This window comes from Rhodanobacter sp. AS-Z3, assembly GCF_029224025.1.
In the GTDB taxonomy this organism is placed as follows: Bacteria; Pseudomonadota; Gammaproteobacteria; order Xanthomonadales; family Rhodanobacteraceae; genus Rhodanobacter.
Genome location: NZ_CP119392.1, coordinates 1,663,994 through 1,682,949 on the forward strand (window position 1 = coordinate 1,663,994; position 18,956 = coordinate 1,682,949).

General features: G+C 63.8%; 20 protein-coding genes. 3 read left to right on the forward strand and 17 right to left on the reverse strand.

The features are described from left to right. Positions 1-111: 111 nt before the first annotated feature. The 4 genes from PY254_RS07180 to PY254_RS07195 all read right to left on the reverse strand — a co-directional run bounded on the left by PY254_RS07180 (position 112) and on the right by PY254_RS07195 (position 2,644). Complete coding sequence (locus PY254_RS07180) at positions 112-774, reverse strand: hypothetical protein (protein WP_281014773.1); 663 nt, start codon at positions 772-774, stop codon at positions 112-114. Between the two features lie 286 nt (positions 775-1,060). Beyond that, complete coding sequence (locus PY254_RS07185) at positions 1,061-1,351, reverse strand: hypothetical protein (RefSeq protein ID WP_281014774.1); 291 nt, start codon at positions 1,349-1,351, stop codon at positions 1,061-1,063. Positions 1,352-1,785: 434 nt separating this feature from the next. After that, on the reverse strand, positions 1,786-2,343 hold the full coding sequence (yjgA, locus tag PY254_RS07190; protein WP_281014775.1) for a ribosome biogenesis factor YjgA: 558 nt from the start codon (positions 2,341-2,343) through the stop codon (positions 1,786-1,788). Positions 2,344-2,368: 25 nt separating this feature from the next. Beyond that, positions 2,369-2,644, reverse strand: a complete 276-nt coding sequence (locus PY254_RS07195) for a DUF1653 domain-containing protein (RefSeq protein WP_281014776.1) — start codon at positions 2,642-2,644, stop codon at positions 2,369-2,371. Positions 2,645-2,748: 104 nt separating this feature from the next. Between PY254_RS07195 and pmbA the strand changes: the two genes are divergently transcribed. Both pmbA and PY254_RS07205 read left to right on the forward strand, forming a co-directional pair. Continuing rightward, positions 2,749-4,122, forward strand: coding sequence for a metalloprotease PmbA (gene pmbA, locus PY254_RS07200; protein ID WP_281014777.1), 1,374 nt, complete (start codon positions 2,749-2,751; stop codon positions 4,120-4,122). Between the two features lie 125 nt (positions 4,123-4,247). Next, on the forward strand, positions 4,248-4,652 hold the full coding sequence (locus tag PY254_RS07205; RefSeq protein WP_281014778.1) for a DUF4870 domain-containing protein: 405 nt from the start codon (positions 4,248-4,250) through the stop codon (positions 4,650-4,652). 63 nt (positions 4,653-4,715) lie between these two features. Here PY254_RS07205 and PY254_RS07210 read toward each other — a convergent pair whose 3' ends face one another. The 5 genes from PY254_RS07210 to PY254_RS07230 all read right to left on the reverse strand — a co-directional run bounded on the left by PY254_RS07210 (position 4,716) and on the right by PY254_RS07230 (position 9,139). Continuing rightward, positions 4,716-5,624, reverse strand: a complete 909-nt coding sequence (locus PY254_RS07210; RefSeq protein WP_281014779.1) for a polyprenyl synthetase family protein — start codon at positions 5,622-5,624, stop codon at positions 4,716-4,718. Then, entirely contained in the window at positions 5,608-5,865 is a 258-nt protein-coding gene (locus PY254_RS07215) for an exodeoxyribonuclease VII small subunit (RefSeq protein WP_281014780.1), read from the reverse strand. Before PY254_RS07215 ends, PY254_RS07210 begins: the two co-directional genes overlap by 17 nt. A gap of 188 nt (positions 5,866-6,053) precedes the next feature. After that, positions 6,054-7,355 (reverse strand): tRNA lysidine(34) synthetase TilS, encoded by a 1,302-nt coding sequence (gene tilS / locus PY254_RS07220; protein ID WP_281014781.1) that lies wholly within the window; start codon positions 7,353-7,355, stop codon positions 6,054-6,056. Positions 7,356-7,365: 10 nt separating this feature from the next. Further along, entirely contained in the window at positions 7,366-8,106 is a 741-nt protein-coding gene (locus tag PY254_RS07225) for an NYN domain-containing protein (RefSeq protein ID WP_281014782.1), read from the reverse strand. 76 nt (positions 8,107-8,182) lie between these two features. Then, positions 8,183-9,139 carry an acetyl-CoA carboxylase carboxyltransferase subunit alpha gene (locus PY254_RS07230; protein WP_281014783.1) on the reverse strand — a complete coding sequence of 319 codons (957 nt, stop codon included), beginning with the start codon at positions 9,137-9,139 and terminating at the stop codon, positions 8,183-8,185. Between the two features lie 158 nt (positions 9,140-9,297). Between PY254_RS07230 and PY254_RS07235 the strand changes: the two genes are divergently transcribed. Beyond that, on the forward strand, positions 9,298-9,675 hold the full coding sequence (locus tag PY254_RS07235; protein WP_281014784.1) for a YajD family HNH nuclease: 378 nt from the start codon (positions 9,298-9,300) through the stop codon (positions 9,673-9,675). Between the two features lie 6 nt (positions 9,676-9,681). Here the strand turns inward: PY254_RS07235 and PY254_RS07240 are convergent, their stop codons facing one another. From PY254_RS07240 to lpxD, 8 genes are all read right to left on the reverse strand, one after another. Next, a complete protein-coding gene (locus PY254_RS07240; protein ID WP_281014785.1) occupies positions 9,682-10,308 on the reverse strand; it encodes a hypothetical protein in 627 nt (208 codons plus the stop codon). A 121-nt stretch (positions 10,309-10,429) separates the two neighbouring features. Next, complete coding sequence (dnaE, locus tag PY254_RS07245; RefSeq protein WP_281014786.1) at positions 10,430-13,969, reverse strand: DNA polymerase III subunit alpha; 3,540 nt, start codon at positions 13,967-13,969, stop codon at positions 10,430-10,432. A 110-nt stretch (positions 13,970-14,079) separates the two neighbouring features. Further along, complete coding sequence (locus PY254_RS07250) at positions 14,080-14,628, reverse strand: TlpA family protein disulfide reductase (protein ID WP_281014787.1); 549 nt, start codon at positions 14,626-14,628, stop codon at positions 14,080-14,082. 126 nt (positions 14,629-14,754) lie between these two features. Then, a complete protein-coding gene (gene rnhB / locus PY254_RS07255) occupies positions 14,755-15,378 on the reverse strand; it encodes a ribonuclease HII (protein ID WP_281015180.1) in 624 nt (207 codons plus the stop codon). Beyond that, positions 15,371-16,594, reverse strand: coding sequence for a lipid-A-disaccharide synthase (gene lpxB, locus PY254_RS07260; RefSeq protein ID WP_281014788.1), 1,224 nt, complete (start codon positions 16,592-16,594; stop codon positions 15,371-15,373). Before lpxB ends, rnhB begins: the two co-directional genes overlap by 8 nt. 77 nt (positions 16,595-16,671) lie before the next feature. Next, on the reverse strand, positions 16,672-17,445 hold the full coding sequence (lpxA, locus tag PY254_RS07265) for an acyl-ACP--UDP-N-acetylglucosamine O-acyltransferase (RefSeq protein WP_281014789.1): 774 nt from the start codon (positions 17,443-17,445) through the stop codon (positions 16,672-16,674). Then, positions 17,442-17,915, reverse strand: coding sequence for a 3-hydroxyacyl-ACP dehydratase FabZ (gene fabZ / locus PY254_RS07270; RefSeq protein WP_281014790.1), 474 nt, complete (start codon positions 17,913-17,915; stop codon positions 17,442-17,444). The genes lpxA and fabZ overlap by 4 nt, the downstream gene beginning before the upstream one ends. Then, positions 17,908-18,951, reverse strand: coding sequence for a UDP-3-O-(3-hydroxymyristoyl)glucosamine N-acyltransferase (gene lpxD / locus PY254_RS07275; RefSeq protein WP_281014791.1), 1,044 nt, complete (start codon positions 18,949-18,951; stop codon positions 17,908-17,910). Before lpxD ends, fabZ begins: the two co-directional genes overlap by 8 nt. Between the last annotated feature and the right edge of the window lie 5 nt (positions 18,952-18,956).

The following is an 18,956-nucleotide window of genomic DNA, read 5'->3' on the forward strand; positions in this document are numbered from 1 at the left end:
CGGCGAAGGTCGAAATCGCACTTGCTTCTACTCTGCATGCAGAAAAGCATCGCCCGCGAGCGGTGACGGGAGGTAACACCCGGAGAGTCAATCACGAAAACGGGGTCGGGTTCAGTTATCGCAGGGCTGCTTCGGTTGACCGGATGCCGCCGGTGAAGTCTTCGGGCCATCGACTAAGTGTTCGGCCGCTTGCTCGGCCACGTGCGAGGCGGCGGGCGTCGTGGTGAGCAGGCGTCGTTGCGGATTGGCAGGGCCGGGCTGCCATTCCTCGGGGGTGGCGCGATCTTGCAGGTCGGTGCGCAGCTCGTCGCTGCAGCCGGCGAGGAACGCATCCCAGTCATGCGCCGATTTCAGGGTGATCGGTGCCGCCGTGCCGTGAATCAGCACGGTGGCCTTGCCGGCGCGTATCAGGCGCAAAGTATTCAACACGGTGCCGGGACTCTTGCCGTCCCAGATCATCAGGCCGAAGTCGGCGGCCGCGGCCATCTCGCGATCTTTGGCGGCGTAGAACTGGAAGCCCCTGGCTGCCTTCGGCGGCGTAACGGCATACAGGCTCCACTGCCCGAGGTTGTTGCGTGGACGATCGCCCGAGCAGTACACGGTGACCTTGCGGTAGTTCGCCTCATGCAGAAATTTCTGCACCGCCTTGTCGGCACCGTTGGCATCGCCGACGACCACGTCATGGTTCTTGTCCATGACATTGTTGATCCGCTCCCTGACTTGGCTGGACAGGCGCGACACATGGCGTGAGCCACCGATAAAGATCGTGCTCAATGATGGCTCCGCGTGCGGGTGATGGTGTGGAAAACGGGGTCATGTGGAATACGGGGTGCAAGGGAAAACGGGGTCAGGTTCACTTACAAGCGTTTGATTTTTATGTGGCACCCGGCGCCTTACCGCAACCGTAGTGCCTGCGGCAGAAAACGGGGTCAGGTTCACTTACAAGCGTTTGATTTTTATGTTGCAACCGGCGCCTTACCGCAACCGTAGTGCCTGCCGTGTGCTGCCATCTCGGCTCTGCTCTGGCCCTTCTGGAAAACGGTGGAAAACGGGGTCGGGTTCAGTTATCGCAGGGCTGCTTCGGTTGACCGGATGCCGCCGGTGAAGTCTTCGGGCCATCGACTAAGTGTTCGGCCGCTTGCTCGGCCACGTGCGAGGCGGCGGGCGTCGTGGTGAGCAGGCGTCGTTGCGGATTGGCAGAGCCGGGCTGCCATTCTTCGGGGGTGGCGCGATCTTGCAGGTCGGTGCGCAGCTCGTCGCTGCAGCCGGCGAGGAACTGATCCCAGTCATGCGCCGATTTCAGGGTGATCGGTGCCGCCGTGCCGTGAATCGAAAACGGGGTCAGGTTCACTTACAAGCGTTTGATTTTTATGTGGCAACTGGCGCCTTACCGCAACCGTGGTGCCTGCCGTGTGCTGCCATCTCGGCTCTGCTCTGGCCCTTCTGAAACGTGCGGGCCACGATGGCCCGCTGCTCTACCCAGGGTCCCTTGTGCGGCGGTGAGGCGGGGACGACAGGCCGCGCAGCGGGAGTTGACAGGGATGTCGGCTCCTTTTCGCACGGGCAGGAGCCCGTTCGAAAAGCCCGGCCCCGGCTCACGTACTTGTTGGGCAGGATGCCCAACAAGCGCCAAGCGGGGTGGCCTTTCTCTTTGGTTAGCTTTCTCTTTGGCCACGCAAAGAGAAAGTAACTCGCCCTCCGAAGGAGGACGAAAGCTCTGACCCTGGAAGCGGCAAAAGCATCGCGCACAAGGTGCGCTCCTACAGGATACAAACAGCGAGCCGATCAGCCCTCGGCTGAATCATACGTCTGCACCAGATCCTTCAACAACTGAAAAATTTCCCGGTACGCCTTTGGCGGCTTGTTCGGTATGTCCTTCTCGACGCGCGCCTGCCGCACCAGCGAACGCAGATGTTGGCGATCGACCTGCGGATGCTCGGCGATCAATTCGGACAACGCCGCTTCGTCTTCGGCGATCAACCGATCGCGCATGGACTCCAGCCGATGCATCGCCGCGGTTTCCTGCCGCTGCTTCTCGCGGTTTTCGCCGAGCTCGGCGCGCACGGCGGCGAAGTCTTCTTCCTCGAAACGGCGCATGACCTTGGCCAGGAAGGCGAGCTGACGCTTTTTTGCGCCGTGCGAGGTGGTGCGGCGGGTGACGTCGATTTCGTGGCGCACGTCGTCGGGCAGCGGCAGCTTGGCCAGCCGACTCGGTTGCAGGTCGACCAGTTGCTGGGCCAGGGCGAGTACGGCCAGCGCATCGCGGCGCTGCTGGGTGCGGCTGGGGCCGTAGTCCGCTTCTTCTTCGAGTTCGTATTGGTTGCGGCTGCGGCTCGGGCTCACGGTGTCATTCCAGAATAGGGGTGGATCAGGTGTGCGGGTCTTCGCGGCCAGTCAGGTTGACTGCGTGGTTGCCACCGGCGGGCGCTGTGTCAGCTTGTTCCAGTGCGAAGCGGGGTAGCGGTTCGCCATCCAGTTCGACGGTCTCACAGAACATGGCTGCCGGACGTACCCACAGGCCGAAGTCGCCGTAGAGTGCCTGATAGACCACCAGTGGCTCCATCGTTTCGCTGTGTCGTGCGGTGCCAAGCACGCGATAGCGTTGACCCTTGTAGTGGCGATAAATGCCGGCGGCAGGTTGCATGGACGTGCTCCGCAGCTCTTTCATTTGGCGTTCGTGCCCCCAATTCGGGAGCCGACGGTCGCGAACCGCCTATTCTACCCGCCTAATAGCCAGGAATGCCCAACGTGAGCGAAGTTGCCATCTGCCAGACGCCGGACCGCAGTGAACAGGAAATGGAGCGACTGGCCGAACTTGCCGCTGACGTGATCCGCCGTACCAAGGCCGCGGGCGCCAGCCAGGCCGAGGTGGCGGCCAGCATCAGCAGCGGGCTGAGCGTGAATGTGCGGTTGGGCGAGGTGGAGACGGTTGAACATACCCGCGACCGCGGCTTCGGGCTGACCGTGTATTTCGGCCAGCGCAAGGGCTCGGCCAGCACCGCCGATCTCAACCCCGATTCGATCCAGGCGACGATTGACCAGGCCTGCGCGATCGCCCGCTATACCGAGGAAGATCCCGCCGCCGGGCTGGCCGATGCGGCGCGCATGGCGACGGCTTTCCGTGATCTGGACTTGTGGCATCCGTGGCCATTGGATACCGCGCAGGCGATCGAGCTCGGTATTGCCATCGAGGATGCCGGCCGCGCGCATGCGGGCATCAGCAATTCCGACGGCGCCAGCGTGCAGGCCGGGCAGGGTGTGTCGGTGTATGCGAATTCGCACGGTTTTGTCGGACGCGAGCGCGGCACGCGGCACTCGCTGTCGCTGGCCTTGATCGCCGGTGACGACGACGGCATGCAGCGCGACTACTGGTACGACAGTGTGCGTGCTGCCGGTGACTTCATGAGTGCGCAGGCGCTTGGCGACAAGGCGGCCGAACGCACGCTGGCGCGACTGGGCGCACGCAGCCTGTCGACGCGGCAATGCCCGGTGCTGTTCGTGCCGGAGCTGGCGCGTGGCTTGATCGGCCATTTGCTCGGCGCGGTAAGCGGCGGTGCGCTGTATCGCCAAGCCAGTTTTCTGCTCGACCACGTCGGCAAGTCGGTAATGCCGGGGTGGCTCAATATCAACGAACGCCCGCATCTTCTGCATGGCCAGGGTTCGGCCAATTTCGACGCCGAGGGTGTGGCCACGGTGGACAGCGCGCTGATTGAAGGCGGCGTGCTGGCGCGTTACATGCTGAGCAGTTATTCGGCGCGCAAGCTGGGCTTGTCCTCGACCGGCAATGCCGGTGGCATCCACAACCTGATCGTGGATGCGGGAGCGGCCGACGGCGAGTCTTCGGATTTCGAAGGCATGCTGGCGCGGCTGGGTACCGGTCTGCTGCTGACCGAGGCGATGGGTCAGGGCGTATCCATCGTCACTGGCGATTACTCGCGGGGTGCTTCGGGTTTCTGGGTCGAGAACGGCAAGATCGCTTATCCGGTGGAAGGCGTCACGATTGCCGCCAATCTGCGCGACATGTTCACCGGCATTGTCGCCGTGGGCAGCGATGTGGACCCTCGGTCGCACCTGCTCACCGGTTCGATCCTGCTGGAGCAGATGACCGTGGCTGGCGAGTAGGTCGTAATAGCTTTCGCCTGTGCCGCAAGTTTACTCGGCAAGCCGGAGGAAGCTTGCTAGGATCGTCAGCACCGGTGTTCGATCGCCGACCTGTTGATCACGTTTCGATCCTGAAGGAGATGCGCATGAGCGTTCCACCCGAGTCCGTGATTCCGCCGCCGCCGCCGAGCGAGCCGCCGATGGCCAGCGGGCCTTCTGCTGAAGAACGTCAGTGGGCCATGTTTGCGCATTTGTCGGCGCTGGTCGGTCTGCTCATTCCCTTTGGCAGCATCATTGGTCCGCTGGTGATCTGGCTGATCAAGAAAGACACCATGCCGTTCGTCAACGATCAGGGCAAGGAAGCGCTGAATTTCAACATCACCATGGGTATCGCGGCGATTGTGTGCTCGATGCTGATGTTGATTCTGATTGGCTTCCTGTTGTTGCCGGTACTGGTCATTCTGTGGCTGGTGTTCGTGATCATCGGCACGATCAAGGCCAACGAGGGCACCGCGTATCGTTACCCGTTCACCCTGCGTCTGGTCAGCTGAGCGTCAAGCAACACGTAACGAAAGGGGGCGGCGCGAGCCGCCTTTTTTTATGGGCGTCGCCCGTCAGTAGTGGCGGTGGGCCGCGTACAAGGCTAGCTCACGCAGCCCGCCCGCGTGGTTGCCCAGTGGCGCGATCGCCGCCAGTGCATGGTCGGTGAGTTCACGCAAGCGTGCGCGTGAAGCGTCCAGGCCGATGATCGAGGGGAAGGTGGGTTTGTCGGCGGCGGCGTCCTTGCCGGCGGTCTTGCCGATCACTGCCGATTCGCCTTCCACATCGAGAATGTCGTCGCGCACCTGGAAGGCCAGCCCGACAGCGTGGGCGTAGTGATCCAGCGCTTTTTGCGTGTTGGTGTCGGCGCCTGCAGCGAGCGCACCCAACTGCACTGAGGCGCGAATCAGCGCGCCGGTCTTGCACGCGTGCATGTGTTCCAGTTCGGTCAGGCTCAGTCGCTGGCCCACCGCAGCAAGGTCGAGTGCCTGACCGCCGGCCATGCCTTCCGCACCGCACGCCCGGCCCAGTACCTGCAGCATGGCGATGCCGGTGGTGGCGTCGGTCTGGCGCAGCGTGTCGTCGGCCAGCAATTCGAAAGCCAGCGCCTGCAGTGCATCGCCAGCAAGAATTGCCATCGCCTCGCCGAACACGATGTGGCAGGTCGGGCGACCGCGGCGCAGCGCGTCGTCGTCCATCGCCGGCAGATCGTCATGCACCAGCGAATAAGCGTGGATCAGTTCGACCGCGCAAGCCGGTGCATCCAGCGCTGTGCTGTCATGTCCCAGCGCGTGGGCGGCGGCGTAGACCAGCAACGGGCGCAGCCGCTTGCCGCCGCCGAGCACGGCATAGCGCATCGCGCGGTGCAGTTCGGCAGGGGAATGGTCGGCTGGCGGCAGATGCCGGTCCAGCGCCTGTTCGGCGCGCTGGATCAGGGACTGCAACGCGGGGCCGAGCTCGGCGTGATCAGAGTTCGGGTTCAAACGGTTGGGCGCCGTCGGGGGCATCGGGATCGAGCAGCAGGCGCACGCGCAATTCGGCTTGTTCCAGTGACTGCTGGCAATGACGAAACAGGCCGATGCCACGCTCGAACGAGGCCAGCGAGTCGTCGAGACTCATGTCGCCACCTTCCATCTTGGCGACCAGTTGTTCCAGCTCGTCGAGCGAGTGTTCAAAGTCGGCGGCGGGCGGAGTCTTGCTGGTTGCGGAAACGGTCTTGGCCATGACCCGCAACGCTAACGCAGAGGGGCCCGGGAATCAATCCAGAAAGCCAACCCATCAACAAGACCCGATCCACCATGCCACGGTGATGCACGAAGTCCCGACCCCCGCTCGGCACCTTCGCCTGCTCTCCCACTGGCGGGAGAGGATCGAGGAGAGGGTACGCGGCCAAGCCGATCCGTCAACGCAGATCAACGTCCCGGACGCCAAAGGGGGCGGGCACCGGCCTGCCGGAAAAGAGCCGCGCCGCGTGCGCTGATCCATCGATCGGCGACCGCGACCAGTTCGCGGTCGGCATGAATCATGGGACAGGCCTGGCGCTGCCATGGCGGCAGCCGCGCCTGCTGGAACAGATCGCGCAGTTCGCGGGTATGCGGGTTGCCTTCGGGCTTGATCCGTTCGCCACCGCGGCGCAGTTGCACGCGCAACGGCTGGGCCAGTCGCGCGCCGGGGTCGTCCAGCGACAGTTCACCGCCATCCGGCAGGGCCAGGGGTTCGCCGTGCCAGTCGGCGCACCAGTCCTCGACGATCTCGTTGGCTGCCGGCAGTGACCACAAGCGATCCTTCCAGATATGCAGCTCGGTATCGTCCCAGCGCACGCACGGCAGTCGGCCGGCGCGCGCCAGGCATTGCTGCTCTATCTGTCGGCGCTGCGCGGTGGTCGGTGCGCTGCGGCCTCGCGCATGCAGCCAGTGATCGAGCAGCGGTTCGCGCAAGGCCGGTGCCAGGGCCAGCCAGCCGCTCGCGTCCAGGCTGCCGCTGGCCGGGTCGCGCAGCGTGGCGAAGGCGAGCAGCCACTGGCTGCGCAACGTGTCGGCTGCGGCGCGGCTGAGTGCGGCGCTGTGCAGGATCGAGTCGCTGGCCTGCGGCCAGTAGTGCGCCAGTTGCGGCAAAATTTCGTGGCGCAGGCGATTGCGTGCCAGTCGGGTGTCGGCATTGGAGGGATCGTCGAGGCAGTCGAGCTGATGCGCGGCGACATAGTCGTGCAATTGCTGGCGAGATAGTTCGAGCAACGGTCGCCACAACTGGCCGCGACCGAACGGACGCAGCACGCGCATGCCGCCGAGTCCATCGGGGCCAGCGCCGCGCAGCAATTTCAGCAGCACCGTCTCCACCTGATCGTCGCGGTGATGGGCAAACAGCAGCAGCTCGCCGTTGCCCAGTTCACTAGCCAGTGCGGCATGACGCACTTCGCGTGCGGCGGCTTCCAGGCCCAAACCGCTGCCACGTTGTACCTGCACCGGCAACACGTCGCAGCTGATGTCGAGCGCGCTGCAGAACGTCCGGCAATGTTCAGCCCAGGCGGAACTGTCGGCATGCAGGCCGTGATCGACATGCAGCGCGCGCAGCCCTCGCGTGCGTGCTTGCGGCATGTGCGCCAGCGCGTGCAGTAGCGCGGTGGAATCGGGGCCGCCGCTGAGCGCGACGCACAGCGGCGCCGGTGGCATGCCTGTCAATGCGACGAGCAGATGCTTCTGCAACGTATCGCTCACTTTGGATCGCTCATTTCTTTGCGACACGCTGGCGCACGTAGATATGCTTGCCGTTGCCGATCTGGCGTTCCTCGGCATCGAACAAGCCGATGCCCTTGATCAGTCCACTGAGCTTGGCGTAACCGTAGTTGCGCGAATCGAAATCGGGCGATTGCTTGTTGATGATGCTGCCGATGGTTCCCAGCCCGGCCCAGCCGCTTTCATCGGAGGCCGCTTCAATGGCGTGGCGCAACAGGTTCATCAAATGCGTGTCGCCACGCAATTCCTTGGCCGAACGCTGCTTTGGCGGCGCTTCGGTTTCAGCGGTGCTGGGTGAGGTGCCGGCCAGTACTTCGGTGTAGATGAACTTGTCGCAGGCGGTGCGGAACGGTTCGGGCGTCTTGCGCTCGCCGAAGCCATAGACGGTGAGTCCGGACTCGCGGATGCGCGAGGCAAGGCGAGTGAAATCGCTGTCGCTGGAGACAATGCAGAAGCCATCGAAGCGATCGGCGTAGAGCAGGTCCATCGCGTCGATGATCATCGCCGAGTCGGTGGCGTTCTTGCCCACGGTGTAGCGGAATTGCTGGATGGGCTGGATCGAATGGCGCAGCAGCACTTCTTTCCAGCCATTCAGATCCGGCTTGGTCCAGTCGCCGTAGATGCGCTTGACGTGGGCGGTGCCGTACTTCGCGACTTCGGCCAGCAGGCCCTCGATGATCGCTGGTCGCGCATTGTCGGCGTCGATCAGGACGGTGAGCTTGTCATGGGCCATGGCGGGTTCCGGCAGTCAGAAGGTGCTGCCGATGGTAGCGCCAAGTGCGTGATGGCTGCGGGAGCGCGGCCGGCACTTATTCCTGATACGCGCCATAGCTGCGCAGCCGCTTGTAGCGCTGCGCGAGCAGGTCGCTGACGGGCATCGCTTCGAGCTCGTCGAGCTGCTTCAGCAGCACCGCCTTCAAGCGAATCGCCATCGAACGCGGGTTGCGATGGGCGCCGCCGAGCGGCTCGCGCACGACCTTGTCGACCAGGCCCAGTTCGAACAGGCGTGGTGCGGTCATGCCGAGTGCTTCTGCCGCATCTTTCACTTTGTCCGCGCTCTTCCACAGGATCGAGGCGCAGCCTTCGGGCGAGATCACCGAATAGGTCGAGTACTGCAGCATGTTGGTGCGGTCGCCCACACCAATCGCCAGTGCGCCACCGGAGCCACCTTCGCCGATCACGGTGCAGATGATCGGCACCTTCAGCTCGGCCATCTCCAGCAGGTTGCGCGCAATCGCCTCGCTCTGCCCGCGCTCCTCGGCACCGACGCCGGGATACGCTCCCGGAGTGTCGATCAGGGTCAGCAGCGGCAGGCCGAAACGTTCGGCCATCTGCATCAGGCGCAATGCCTTGCGGTAGCCCTCGGGGCGCGGCATGCCGAAGTTGCGGCGCACCTTGGTCTTGGTATCGCGGCCCTTCTGGTGGCCGATGATCACCACCGAGCGGCCGTTGATGCGGCCCAGACCGCCGACGATGGCGGCGTCTTCGGCATACATGCGATCGCCGGCCAGTTCGTGGAATTCCTCGCAGATCACGCCGATGTAATCGAGCGTATACGGCCGCGCCGGGTGGCGCGACAACTGGGTGGTTTGCCACGAGTTGAGGTTGCGGAAGATGTCGGCAGTCTTGATCTTCAGCTTCTCACGCAGCCGGCCGACCTCATCTTCGATATTGAACGCCTGGCCGTCGCTGGCATGGCGAAGCTCTTCGATCTTCGCGTCCAGTTCGGCGATGGGTTGTTCGAAATCGAGGAAGTTAGGGTTCATTCGTAGAAATTCATCGTGCTGAAGCGCTCCAGTATACCGTTCCGCAGCAAAACGCGAGAACGCCTCCGTATGGCTGGGATCGGTCGGAGGCGACCTGCCGCGGGCGCCGGGATTGGGTTATCTTCCGCCCATCACGCATCTACCGCCGGATCACCGTCATGCCCAACCCGCCCGTCATCGACAACGCGAAACTTGACCGCATCGTGGCCGAGGCCCGGCGTGCTGCCGAGCAGCGTGAACTGGGTTACCGCGAGCGGGCGCTGAAGATGTACCCGTGGATCTGTGGCCGCTGCGCGCGCGAGTTCACCCGCACGAACCTCACTGAACTGACCGTGCATCACCGCAACCACGATCACGACTTCAACCCGGCCGATGGCAGCAACTGGGAGCTGCTGTGTGTGTATTGCCACGATAACGAGCATTCGCGGCATATCGACCATGTGCGCGGTGGCGTGATGGCGGTGGAGGAAGCGCCGCCGGCTACCGGCAATCCGTTCGCGGATCTGAAGGCACTGATGGAGCGGGGCAAGAAGTAGTCCGCGTCATTGCCGCTGATAGGTGCCGTTGAAGCGCACATTCATGCCGCCGCATTGTTGATTGTCGCTGACCACCAGAAACTTGCCGGCCAGAATCGCCGTTACGCGGCAGTCTTCTTCCACGAACCGCACCTGACGACCCTGCGGCCGTGCCGTGCCACCCATGGAGCCCAGATTGGGGCCGCCCGGGAACTGCTCCAGCGGTGGGTCGGCCATCGGGTAGTACGCCTCGCCATCGGCGTGCAGCGACGACCCACGACGTGAGAGGGTGATGACGTTGTCATCCAGCGTCCAGCGCCCCTCCCAGTCGCTCAGTGACGGCGTGTCGGATCGTGGCAGCAATCGATCCTTGCGCAGCCAGCCGGCATGACCATCATGGCTATCGGGGAAGAATGCGCAGACATACTCACCGACCGGCTTGGTGGTCAGTACCGTGTCGCCGGGAACGAGATACGCCTTTTCCCGGCATGCTGACTGATCACTGGGGCAGCCTATGCCCTTCCTGATGAAGAACAGAGGTCCTTCACCTTGCACCGTCGCCACGGCGATGGCCGTCTCTGGAGTTGCGTTGCCATCACAGGAAAACGGGGCTTCGGGGTTCTGGCTTTGTGCGTGCGTCGTGCCGCCGGCCACGCTGAGGAAGCCCAGAAGCAGGAGTTGGGGGACGGGTCGGATGACGCTCTCCTTGTCGTTGGAATGTGCCGAAGGAATCGCTGTGTTCCATCTTGGTGACCCGCCTTGGCTCGGGTGGCGTTCAATCTTGTTGCTTGACGATACGCAGTCGAGCGGCTTGCACGCCGGGGAGTGCACGCACCGCACGCAGCAGGTCGGGTACGGCTTCCACGCGCCACGCCTCGCCCAGTTCCAGGTCGGCCTGGGCGCTGCGGTTGCGGTAGCCGTGGAGGGTCACGCTGGCGCGACCGCCACGATAGCCGGCCAGGGTCTTCTGCAATTGCGCGATGAAATCGGGGCCGATGCCGTTCAATTTCAACTGCAGCAATCGCGCGTGCTTGCGGCAGGCATCGGCCAGTGACAAGGCGCTGCGTGCGCGCAACTGGAAGCCGCCGCCGGAGAAGTCGTCGATGCGCAGGCCGCCTTCGACAATCAGCATCTGGTCGCGGGTGAGCAAGGGCGCAATCTGCTGGTATAGCTCCCCGAAGAAACTGACCTCGATGATGCCGCTGCCGTCTTCCAGGCGCACGAAGGCATCGCTGTCGCCGCGCTTGCGCACCGCGGTGACCATGCCGGCGACGGTCCACGGTGTATCGGGGCCACGGCGGAAGCGGTTGTTGTCGCCATCGTCATTCTTGCGCGGCTTGGGCGGTTGGTAGCGATCGACGATTTCACCCAGCGGGCAGGTCGACAGCTGCGCCAGTTCTTCCTTCCACGGATCGGTCGGATGACCTGATAGATAGTGACCGAGGGTGTCGCGCTCGCCCTGCAGCTTTTGTTCCAGTGGCCATTCGGCCACCGTCGGCAGATCGATCTTCACGACCGGCGTGGTGCTACCCATGGCCGCACCGAACATGTCGTTCTGGCCGGACTGGCGATCGCGCAGATGTTGTTCGGCGGCCTTGATCGCATCGGGCAGTTGCAGCATCAGGCTGGCGCGATTGGCGGCCAGTGCATCCAGCGCACCGGCCATGATCAGCGCTTCCAGTACGCGTCGGTTGAGCTTGGTCGGATCAACGCGGCGGCAGAAGTCGGCCAGGTCGGTGTACTTGCCGTTGGCGCGTTCGGCCACGATGGCTTCGCAGGCGCCTTGCCCGACACCCTTGATCGCGCCCAGACCGTACTGGATCACCTTCGGCTCGATGGCGACGAACATGTAGTCGGACGCATTGACGTCTGGCGGCTGCACGGCGATGCCAATGGCGCGCGCTTCGTTGAGGAAGGTCACGGCCTTGTCGGTGTTGTCCATATCCGCGGAAATGGTCGCGGCCATGAATTCGGCAGGGTAGTGCGCCTTCAGCCAGGCGGTCTGGTAGGAGACCAGCGCATACGCGGCCGCGTGCGACTTGTTGAAGCCGTAGCCGGCGAATTTTTCCATCAGGTCGAAGATGGAATCGGCTTTCTCGCCGGTCAGCCCGTCCTTCGCCGCACCTTCGCGGAACTTGGCGCGCTCCTTCGCCATTTCCTCCAGCTTCTTCTTGCCCATCGCGCGGCGCAGCAGGTCGGCGCCGCCGAGCGAGTAACCGCCAACGATCTGCGCCATCTGCATGACCTGCTCCTGGTAGACCATGATGCCGTAGGTCTCTTTCAGGATCGGCTCGACGCGCGGGTCGGGATATTCCACTTCCTCGCGACCGTGCTTGCGCGCCACGAAGCTGGGAATCAGGTCCATCGGGCCGGGTCGGTACAGCGCCACCAGCGCGATGATGTCCTCGAAGCGGTCGGGCTTGGCGTCCTTGAGCATGCGCTGCATGCCGGAGGATTCGAGCTGGAACACGGCGATGGTCTGCGCCTTTTTCAACAGCTCGTAAGGCTTGGGGTCGTCCAGCGGCAGCTTGGAAATATCCAGCGGCTCTTCGCCGGTCTTGGCGCGACGCCGATTGATCGCCTTCACCGCCCAGTCGATGATGGTCAGCGTGCGCAGGCCGAGAAAGTCGAACTTCACCAGGCCGACCGCTTCGACGTCGTCCTTGTCGTACTGGGTCACCACGCCGCCACCGCCGGCTTCGCAATACAGCGGTGCGAAGTCAGTCAGCGGCGTCGGCGCGATCACCACGCCACCGGCGTGTTTGCCGGCATTGCGGGTGAGGTTTTCCAGGCTCAGCGCCAGATCGATCAGCGCGTGCGCGTCCTCGTCCTGCTCGTAGGTTTCGCAGAATTCCTTGACGACGCGGTCAGGCTCTTTCTTCGATTTCTCGGAACGGCCCAGCGCATCGGACAGGGTGAGATCCAAGGGGCGCGGCGGCACCATCTTGGCCAGCCGGTCGACCTGACCGTAAGACATGCTGAGCACGCGACCGGAGTCGCGCAGCACGGCCTTGGCCGCCATCGAGCCGTAGGTGATGATCTGGCTGACGCGGTCGCGACCGTATTTGCGCGCGACGTAATCGATCACCTCGTCGCGGCGATCCATGCAGAAGTCGATGTCGAAGTCAGGCATCGACACGCGTTCGGGATTCAGGAATCGCTCGAACAGCAGGTTGAACTGCAGCGGGTCGAGATCGGTGATCTTCAGTGCCCAGGCGACCAGCGAGCCGGCACCGGAACCGCGGCCCGGGCCGACTGGAATGCCGTTCTGTTTGCCCCAGTTGATGAAGTCCGCCACGATCAGGAAGTAGCCGGGGAAGCCCATCTCGATGATGACGTCGAGCTCGCGCTCCAGCCGGGCGTCGTAGTCTTCGCGGCTGTGGTCAGCAGCCAGGGGAGCAAGCGCCAGGCGCTCTTCCAGGCCCTGGCGCGACAGCTCGCGGATGTGGCTGTTGAGGTCGTGACCTTCGGGCACCGGGAAGTCGGGCAGGTAATACGTGCCGAACTGCAGCTCAAGCGTGCAGCGCCTGGCCAGCTCGACGGTGTTTTCAAGCGCTTCGGGCAAGTCGGCGAACAACGCCGCCATTTCGTCCGGAGTCTTCAGATACTGCTGGTCGCTGTATTCGCGTGGTCGCTTGGGATCAGCCAGCACGCGGCCCTGGTTGATGCATACGCGTGCCTCGTGTGAACTGAAGTCATCCTGCTTGAGGAAGCGCACGTCGTTGCTGGCCAGCACGGGCAACTGAAGTTCGCTGGCCATGGCCAGCGCGGCGCTGTTCCAGTGTTCTTCACCGTCGCGCCCGCAGCGGGTCAGTTCCAGATACAGCCGCTCCGGGAACCGCCGCGCCAGTGGACGCAGTTTGGCCAGTGCAGCATCGTGGCCCTGGCCGATCGCCAGTCGCGCGACTTCACTGTCGCGACCGAGCAGCGCGATCAGGCCGTCGGTGGCGGCGGCGGTGAGCCACGCGGAGTCGATCAGCGCACGACCACCGTGCTGACCTTCCTGCCATGCACGGGAAACCAGCCGCGACAGGTTGAGATAACCGTCGCGGTTCTGGCACAGCAGGGTCAGTCGCCATGGGCGCGGGTCATCCGATGACGAGACCCACAGGTCGCAACCACCGATCGGTTTGATGCCGGCCGCGCTGCATGCCTTGTAGAACTTCACCAGCGCGAACATGTTGCTGTCGTCGGTCAACGCCACCGCGGGAATGCCATCGCGCACGCACGCGGCGACCAGCGCCTTGATGCGGATGGTCGAATCGACCAGCGAATATTCGCTGTGCAGGTGCAGGTGGGTGTAGCTGACGGTCATGCAGATTTACGCGCTGAATCCATGCAGGCTACCTGTCGCTGCGTGCAGCGGCAAGATTGACTTGTGCGCCGTTTGCGCGAAGCGCGCCAGAGCTGCTTATGGAGCTGAACTCATGGCCTTGTGACGGCTGCGGTGGCTGCCGGCTGTTCCAGCATCAGGGCATTGATTTCGCCAAGCAGGCTATCGAGCATGTCCTCGCCGTAACCGACATGGATATGGGCAATCGTGCCGTCACGATGCAACATCACCATCACCGGAATGCCGCTTACGCCGTACGGTTTGCCGATCGCACCATCGCGATCCCAGGTGACCAGCAGTTCCGGCAGGCTGCTGCGCAGCACGCGCGACGTACGCACGAACGTCTCGCGGTCCTCGCGATAGTTGACCGCAACGACTTGCAACGGCAGTCCGCGCTGGGTAGCCACGGCCTGCAACTTCGCCAGTACCGGAATTTCTTCCATGCAGTAGCCACACCAGGTGGCCCAGAAACTGATTACCACCACCTTGCCGTGCAACGACGAGACGGTTACATCCTGCCCGTGTTGGGTGCTGCCCAGCGTGTCCGGCGGGGTATCACCAGGCTGCAGTTTCGGTCTTGCGCTGGCGACTGCGTTGAAGCAGAACAACAGGCCAAGCAATGTGATCGCGATTCGGCACATGTCATGCGTTCCGCAGAGGAAGTGGCCAGCGTAGCAACAGGGATGCAGGTGAGGAAGGCGGCACGCGGCGTCTTGCTGCCGCGGGCTACGCCATCGCCGCGAGTTGGCGATAGCGTAGCCCGCCGCTCAGAACAGTCGCGCCTGATCAAGCAGTAGGCGTACCGGGGCAAAGCTGCGGCGGTGCTGGGGGCAGGGCCCCAACTGTTGCAGCGCTGCCAGATGCGCCGGTGTCGGATAACCCTTGTGTACGGCAAAGCCATAGCCGGGGTGCAGTGCATCCATCGCCACCATCAGCCGATCACGGCTGACTTTGGCAAGGATCGATGCGGCGCTTATCGACGGCTCCAGCGCGTCGCCACCGACGATGGCGCGACCGGCGCAGGGCAGGTCCTTCGGCAGCTTGTTGCCGTCAATCAGTGCTTCGTGTGCGGCAGGTGTGAGGCCGACAACCGCCCGGCTCATGCCGGTCATGGTGGCCTGGAAGATGTTCAGCCGATCAATTTCGTCCGGTTCGATCAGGATCACGCACCAGGCCAGCGCGCGCTCGATGATCTGCGGGTAGAGCGCTTCGCGTTTCGCTGCGCTGAGTTTTTTCGAATCGTTCAGTCCGCTGATTGGACGCGTCGAATCGAGGATCACGGCGGCGACAGCCAGCGGGCCGGCCAGCGGGCCGCGTCCCGCTTCGTCGACACCGGCGATGAGCACGCCCGCGCTGCTCAAAGGCGGGGCGGCAGCGGGATGCTCAAGCACCGTCTTGCGCTTGATCAATCAACTCGGCAATCGCCGCCGCGGCACGATCACCGGCGTGGTCGTGAAAACCACCTTGCAGCACGTGATGCAGGTGCTCGAACGCAGCGACAATGGTGCCGCGTCGCTCGCTGTTCTGAAACAGCGCCAGCGTGGCGGCCGCGAGCTTGTCGGCGGTGCAGTTTTCCTGCATCAGTTCCGGTACCAGCATGCCGCCGCCGATGTCGATGCCGCTGGCACGCGCCAAAATGTTCGGCAACGAGTAGACGTCGGTCTTCAGCATTTTCAGGGCGCGCGCAATCCGGTAACTCATGGGCGCCACGCGATAGCCGACCACCATCGGACGCTTGGCCAGCATTGCCTCGAGTGTGGCGGTACCCGAGGCCAGCAACACCACGTCGGCAGCGAGCATGGCCTCATGTGCCTGACCGTCCATCAGCACCGGTTTGCTGCCTTGCTGCGGCAGGCTGGCCAGCAAGGCAGCGAGTCGGTCGCGCACTTGCGGGTTGGCAGCCGGAATGATCACCTGCAGCCCGGGTATCGCCGCTGCCACGCGGACGGCGGCATCAATGAAGGGTTGGCCCAGTCGGCCCACTTCAGACAGCCGGCTGCCCGGCAGCACGGCGAGCACGGGTGCTTGCTGCGACAACTGCAGCGTGTCGCGCGCGCCGACGCGGTCGGAGACCAGCGCGAAGCGATCGGCCAGCGGGTGGCCGACGAAGCGCGCGTCGATGCCGTGCTTCGCATAGATCGCCGGTTCCATCGGGAACAGACAGAGCACACGCTGCGCGCTGCGGCCGATTTTTTCGGCGCGTTTCTCGCGCCACGCCCAGACCGAGGGACTGACGTAGTGCACGGTCAGCAGACCCGCCTGTTTCAGCCGTTGTTCCACGCCGAGGTTGAAATCCGGCGCGTCAATACCGACCACCACATCGGGCTTTGCCTTGAGCAGTCGCGCAACCAGCGTCTTGCGCAGGCGCAGCAGTCGCGGCAAATGGCGAACGACTTCACTGAAGCCGAACAGCGACAGCTCGCCAATGTCGTACCAGGACTCAAACCCCTCGCGCTGCATGCGCGCACCGCCGATACCGACGAAGCGTGCTTGCGGGTAGCGCTTGCGCAAGGCGACGATCAGGTCCGCGCCCAACTGGTCGCCGGATTCTTCGCCGGCAAGCATGGCGATCAAGGGAGTGTGCTTGGAGACGTCGATGTCTTGCATTTCGTCTCCTGGGTGAAGCGGACGCCGTGGCGTGTGTGGGTTCTTCCGACCAGCATGCAACGCTGGTCAGTCACATGTCAGCGCGCCAGCGACCGCTCGCTCTGGTCGACGAACTCCAGCATGGCGCGTACATCGTCGCTTTCGCGGGCCTGTTCGACCAGCTTTTCGCGTGCCTCGGGCAGCGACAGACCGGCCATGTACAGGGTGCGGTAGGCACGTTTGATCGCGGCGATGCGTGGCGCATCGAAGCCGCGACGCTTGAGGCCTTCACTGTTGATGCCGCGTGGACGACCGTGCTGCTCGTTGGCCATCATCACGAACGGCGGTACGTCATGACCGACCAGACAGCCCATGCCGATGAACGCGTGGGCGCCGACCTTGCAGAACTGGTGCACGCCGGAGTAGCCGGAAAGGATGGTCCAGTCGCCGATGCTGACGTGTCCGGCCAGCGCCGAGTAGTTGGAGAACACCACGTTGTTGCCGATCTGGCAGTCGTGGGCGATATGCACATAGGCCAGCACCCAGTTGTCGTTGCCAAGCCGGGTGAGTGCACCACCGTCACCGGTGCCGCGATTGATGGTGGTGAATTCGCGAATCAGGTTGCGGTCGCCAATCACCAGTTCGGTGCGTTCGCCCTGCCACTTCTTGTCCTGCGGATCGCCACCCAGCGAAGCGAACTGGTTGATCCGGTTGTCGCGGCCGATTCGGGTCGGTCCTTCAATCACCACATGCGGACCGATCACGGTGCCGTCGCCGATCTCCACGTCGGCACCGATCACGCTGTACGCGCCGATGCTGACGTTGGCGCCGATGATGGCTGACGGGTCAATCACCGCGGTGGGATGAATCATTTGCCCGACCTCGCTGCGCACATCAGTTCGCAGCTGGCCACTTCCTTGCCGTCGACCAGCGAGCGTGCGGTAAAGATGCCCATGCTGCGCATCAACCTTTTCAGACTGACTTCCATGCGCACCTGATCACCCGGAACCACCGGCGCACTGAAGCGTGCGTTGTCGACCTTGACCAGATAGAACAGCGCACTGACCTGGTCGCCTTTCATGTGGCGGCTGATCTGGGTGAGCAGGCCGGCCGCCTGCGCCATCGCCTCGATGAGCAATACGCCGGGCATCACCGGGTGACCGGGGAAGTGCCCCTGGAAGAACGGTTCGTTGATGGTCACGTTCTTGATCGCCACCACGCTGACGTCGGGTACGATCTCGACCACCCGGTCCACCAGCAGGAAAGGGTAACGATGCGGAAGCAAGGCCTGGATCTGCTCCACATCGATCGGCAGGGTCAAGAGGTCGCTGTTGTCAGTCATTGTTGTTGTCCTTCTCCAGCGTCGACAGGCGACGCGCGTACTCGTCCAGATGTTTGAAGCGTGCAGCATTCTTCCGCCACTGGCGGTTGTCCTGCAGCGGCACGCCCGATGAATATTCGCCGGCCTCGCGGATGGAATGCGTCACCAGGCTCTTGGCGGTAATGGTAACCCCGTCGGCGAGTTCCAGATGACCGAGCACGCCGGCGTTGCCGCCGATCATGCAGTAGCGGCCGATCTTCGCGCTGCCGGCAACCGCGGCGCAACCGGCCATGGCGGTGTGCGCGCCGATGTGGACGTTGTGGGCGATCTGGATTTGATTGTCCAGTCGCACGTCTTCTTCCAGCACGGTGTCGTCCAGTGCGCCGCGGTCGATCGTGGTGTTGGCACCGATCTCGCAGTCGTCACCGATGCGCACGCCGCCCAGTTGCGGCAGCTTGATCCAGCCACCGTGGTCGGACACGCTGCGATCGAAAGCGAGGCCGAAGCCGTCCGAGCCGATCACTGCGCCGGGATGCACCAGTACGCGCTGGCCAAGCGTCACTCGGGTGACCAGGGTGACCCGGGCCACCAGACGGCAGTCGGCACCGATCGTGCAGTCTTCGCCGATGATGCAGTGCGGGCCCAGCACCACGTTGTCGCCGATCACGGCGCGCTCGGCGATGACGCAGCCGGGACCGATGCTGGCGCTGGAGCTGATCTGCGCACTGTTGGCCACTACCGCAGCAGGATGAATGCCTGCAGGGGCGACGGGCACCCGCTCGAACAGCGTAGCCAGCTTTGCGTACGCCACGTAGGGATCGCTAGCGATCAATGCAGCGGTGGGACACTGCGCCAGATCGGCTTCGCGCAGGACGACCACGCCGGCGCGGGTCGCCGCCAGCTGGACGGTGTATTTGCTGTTCGAGAGAAAGCTGAGCTGGCTCGGTCCGGCCGCTGCCAGGGTGCCGACGCCGTCGATCACCCGGGTGCCGTCACCGTTGGCGACCAAACCCAGGTGCTGTGCCAGTTCGGCCACCGTGTAATGGATTGTGCTCATGCTTG